A 4,107-nucleotide genomic window follows, 5' to 3' on the forward strand; every position below is an offset into this window, starting at 1 on the left:
AATTAGCGCCAACTCCCCCGATCCCCCAACGGGGCCCGCCATCGGCCCCGCCCCGCCCCAGCAGCCGCCTCGCGACGAGGCGTGGCCGGAGAGGGCCCGCTTGAAGAAGGCTCGGGTGGAGAAGGCTCGGCGCGGCCGAGGAAGGTGCGGTGCGACTCGCGGGGCGCGAGAGAGGGCGGAGGGGGCGACAGGAAGGAAAGGCCAACCAGCCGGCCGACCGGTCGCACTGACGGCATCTGCAACCGCATCCGCAACCGCGCACCGCCCTCGCGCCACTCCCCCTGCCCGAGGAACCAGGCTCGGCGCCAACTCACGCCCGGCGCGACCTCACCTGCCATTCAACCGGGGTCGACCTGCCTCACCCTTACCCGACGCCAGACATGCCCAACGGCAGCCGCGTTCGCCATCAGCCAGGTGCGACATCGAGCCGCACGCGGCAGCGGTGGCGTTCGAACTTGACCCGCGTCGTCACCAACCGCGCTCGGCGAGCCGGTGGGGCTGCGGGAGGTCGTCGACGTTGATGCCGACCATGGCCTCCCCCAGTCCACGGGAGACCTTGGCGATGGTGTCGGGGTCGTCGTAGAAGGTGGTCGCCTTGACGATGGCCTCGGCGCGCTGCGCGGGGTTGCCCGACTTGAAGATGCCGGAACCGACGAACACGCCCTCGGCTCCGAGCTGCATCATCATCGCCGCGTCGGCGGGCGTGGCGATGCCTCCTGCCGTGAACAGCACCACGGGCAGCTTGCCCGCCTCGGCGACCTCGCGAACCAGCTCGTAAGGCGCCTGCAACTCCTTGGCCGCGACGTACAGCTCATCGGAAGGGAGGTTCTGCAAGCGCAAGATCTCGGCCCGGATCTTGCGCATGTGGGTGGTGGCGTTGGAGACGTCACCGGTGCCCGCTTCACCCTTGGACCGGATCATCGCGGCCCCCTCGGTGATGCGCCGCAGCGCCTCACCCAGGTTCGTCGCACCGCACACGAAAGGAACGGTGAACTGCCACTTGTCGATGTGGTTGGCGTAGTCGGCGGGCGTGAGCACCTCGGACTCGTCGACGTAGTCGACACCCAGGGACTGGAGCACCTGGGCCTCGACGAAGTGCCCGATCCGCGCCTTGGCCATGACGGGGATCGACACGGCCGAGATGATCCCCTCGATCATGTCCGGGTCGCTCATCCGCGACACGCCACCCTGGGCGCGGATGTCCGCGGGCACCCGCTCCAGCGCCATGACCGCGACGGCGCCCGCGTCCTCCGCGATCTTGGCCTGCTCGGCATCGACCACATCCATGATCACGCCGCCCTTGAGCATCTCCGCCATGCCGCGCTTGACCCGCGCGGTTCCGGTGACCCGAGCGGAGTCGGCGGCACCGTCAGCACCGACACCGTCAGCACCGACGGCAGCAGCGCCACCAGCGGAAGGAGAAGAGGAAGCAACCACGGCAGGACCAGCCCTTTCACAGCGGCAGACGAGGACGAACAGGAGCGTACGTGCGACGTGGCCCGCTGAAAGGAGCCAATCCGCACCGTTCTCAGCAGTCCACTCGCCACCCCGGAACGCCTGCCCGGCACACCCATCAGGAGGTCCAGACGCACCTGCCGGAACCGTCACCCGCCCAGCCCGCGCGCTACCACCGACCAGTGCCCTCCCCTTGTCGCCACGGTCCTCGCGGGTGTGAGATCGAGCACTAACACTTGCGGAGGGCGGTCTCACATGTCCAGCAAGAACTCCGACAACTCACGTCCGGCAGGCGCGGTCGCCGTGGACGATCCCGGCACGGTGCGCAACGTCGTCCTCGTCGGTCCGTCCGGGTCGGGCAAGACGACGCTCACCGAGGCCCTGCTGGCCGGAACCGGTGTGCTGAGCCGGGCGGGCTCGGTCGCCGAGGGGAACACGGTGTGCGACCACGATCCGGCCGCTGTGCGGCAGCAGCGGTCGGTCGGGTTGGCCGTGGCGCCGGTGCGGCACGGTGACATCAAGATCAATTTCATCGACACGCCGGGGTACGCCGACTTCGTCGGTGAGCTGCGGGCCGGGTTGCGGGCGGCGGACGCGGCGCTGTTCGTCGTGTGCGCGGCCGAGGGGGTCGACGCTGCGACCACGGCGCTGTGGGCCGAGTGCGCCGCGGTGGGGATGCCGCGCGCGGTCGTCATCTCGCGGACCGATCACCAGCGAGCCGACGTCGCGGCGACCACCGCCGCCTGCCAGGAGGCGTTCGGCGCGGGAGTGGTCCCGCTCTACCTGCCGGGTGGCGGGAGCAGCGGGAGTGACCGGATTGGAGGCGGGAACGAGGGCGGGGAAAGCGACAGGAGCAGAAGTGGGAGCAGAAACGGGGGCAGCGATGGGAGTGGAGGTGGGAGTGGGCTGTTCGCCGGTGGGGTCACCGAGACCGGGCTGGTGAACCTGTTGGCCCAGGTGGAGTTCGCCGAGGAGGAGCACCGGGCGCTGCGGGAGGTGTTGATCGAGGGGATCAACGCCGCCAGCGATGACGAGACGCTCCTGGAGCGGTACCTCGGGGGCAAGGTGGTCGAGCAGGCCACGTTGGTCGCCGATCTGGAGAAGGCCGTCGCGCGTGCGGCCTTCCACCCGGTCATCCCGGTGTGCGCCACGACCGGGGTGGGGCTGCCCGAGCTGCTCGACGGGATCAGCAGGGCGTTCCCCTCGCCGTTGGAGCACCCGCTGCCCGAGGTGACCGGGGTGGACGGGGCGCCTCGGCCTCGGCTCGCCGTCGACCCGGACGGGCCGCTGGTGGCCGAGGTGGTGCGGACCGCTGTGGACTCGTTCGTCGGGCGGGTGTCGTTGGTCCGGGTGTTCTCGGGGACGCTCCGGCCCGAGCGGGCGGTGCACGTGTCCGGGCACGGGATGGGTGATCGGGGGCACGAGGACCACGACGTGGACGAGCGGGTGGCGCACGTCTACTCGCCGTTGGGCGCGAGCCTGCGGGAGGTGCCCTTCTGCGTGGCCGGGGACCTGTGCGCGGTGACCAAGCTGGGCAGCGCCGAGACCGGGGACACGGTGTCCGCGCCGGACGAGCCGCTGCTCGTGCGGCCGTGGGCAATGCCCGAGCCGTTGCTGCCGGTGGCGGTGGCGGCGCGCAGTCGCAGTGACGAGGACTCGTTGGCGCGCAACCTCGGGAAGCTCGTCGCGGGTGATCCGACGCTGCGGTTGGAGCGGAACACCGAGACGCACCAGCTGGTGCTGTGGTGCATGGGCGAGGCGCACGCGGACGTGGTGCTGGCCAGGTTGCGCGCGGGTGGGACGGAGGTGGACACCGAGCCGGTGCTGGTGGCGCTGCGCGAGACGTTCGCCTCGGTGGCGAAGGGGCACGGCAGGCACGTGAAGCAGTCCGGTGGGCACGGGCAGTACGCGGTGTGCGACGTCGTCGTGGAGCCGCTGCCGCGCGGGGCGGGGTTCGAGTTCGTGGACCGGACGGTCGGCGGTTCGATCCCGAACCAGTTCGTGCCCAGCGTGGAGAAGGGCGTGCGCGCGCAGCTCGAACGCGGGCTGTCCGGGGGTCGTCCGGTGGTGGACGTCCGGGTGACGCTGGTGGACGGCAAGGCGCACTCGGTGGACTCGTCGGACGCGGCGTTCCAGACGGCGGGGTCGCTGGCGTTGAAGGACGCCGCCTCGGGCGGGGCGACGGTGTTGCTGGAACCGGTGGACGAGGTGGTGGTGCGGTTGCCGGACGAGCACCTGGGCGCGGTGCTGGGTGATCTGTCGGCCAGGCGGGGGCGGGTGCTGGGCACCGAGGCGGACGTCAGTCCGGGGATCTCGACGATCCGGGCGGAGGTGCCGTGCACCTCGCTGCTGCGCTACGCGGTGGAGTTGCGCTCGCTCACCTCGGGAACGGGGGCGCACACCCGCCACTTCGCCCACTACGAGCCGTTGCGAGCCGCAGCTACAGCCACAGCCACTACCGGCAGCGGTGGCCAGCCCTAGGCGAGGTCTCAGCCCCGGACTCGGCCCCAGCACTGGTCCTGGCCCCAGCACTGGTCTCGGCCCCAGCACTGGTCCCGACCCCAGCCCTAGTCCTGGCCCCAGCACTGGTCCCGACCCCAGCCCTAGTCCTGGCCCTGGTCCCGGCCTCAGCCCTGGCCTTGGTCCTGTTCC

2 protein-coding genes are annotated in these 4,107 nt (G+C 71.1%); one reads left to right on the top strand and one right to left on the bottom strand.

Annotated features, from left to right (window positions below):
* Nucleotides 1–468: 468 nt before the first annotated feature.
* Complete coding sequence (gene pdxS, locus ACTUAL_RS20775; RefSeq protein WP_096492645.1) at nt 469–1,437, bottom strand: pyridoxal 5'-phosphate synthase lyase subunit PdxS; 969 nt, start codon at nt 1,435–1,437, stop codon at nt 469–471.
* 273 nt (nt 1,438–1,710) lie between these two features.
* Between pdxS and ACTUAL_RS20780 the strand changes: the two genes are divergently transcribed.
* On the top strand, nt 1,711–3,936 hold the full coding sequence (locus tag ACTUAL_RS20780; RefSeq protein ID WP_440901420.1) for an elongation factor G-like protein EF-G2: 2,226 nt from the start codon (nt 1,711–1,713) through the stop codon (nt 3,934–3,936).
* The last annotated feature ends 171 nt before the right edge of the window (nt 3,937–4,107 follow it).

It is taken from the genome of Actinosynnema sp., assembly GCF_052038725.1.

Bases quoted from the DNA above. Each gene is read 5' to 3' on its own strand.
- ACTUAL_RS20780 (WP_440901420.1), top strand. From the start codon at position 1,711: ATGTCCAGCAAGAACTCCGACAACTCACGTCCGGCAGGCGCGGTCGCC.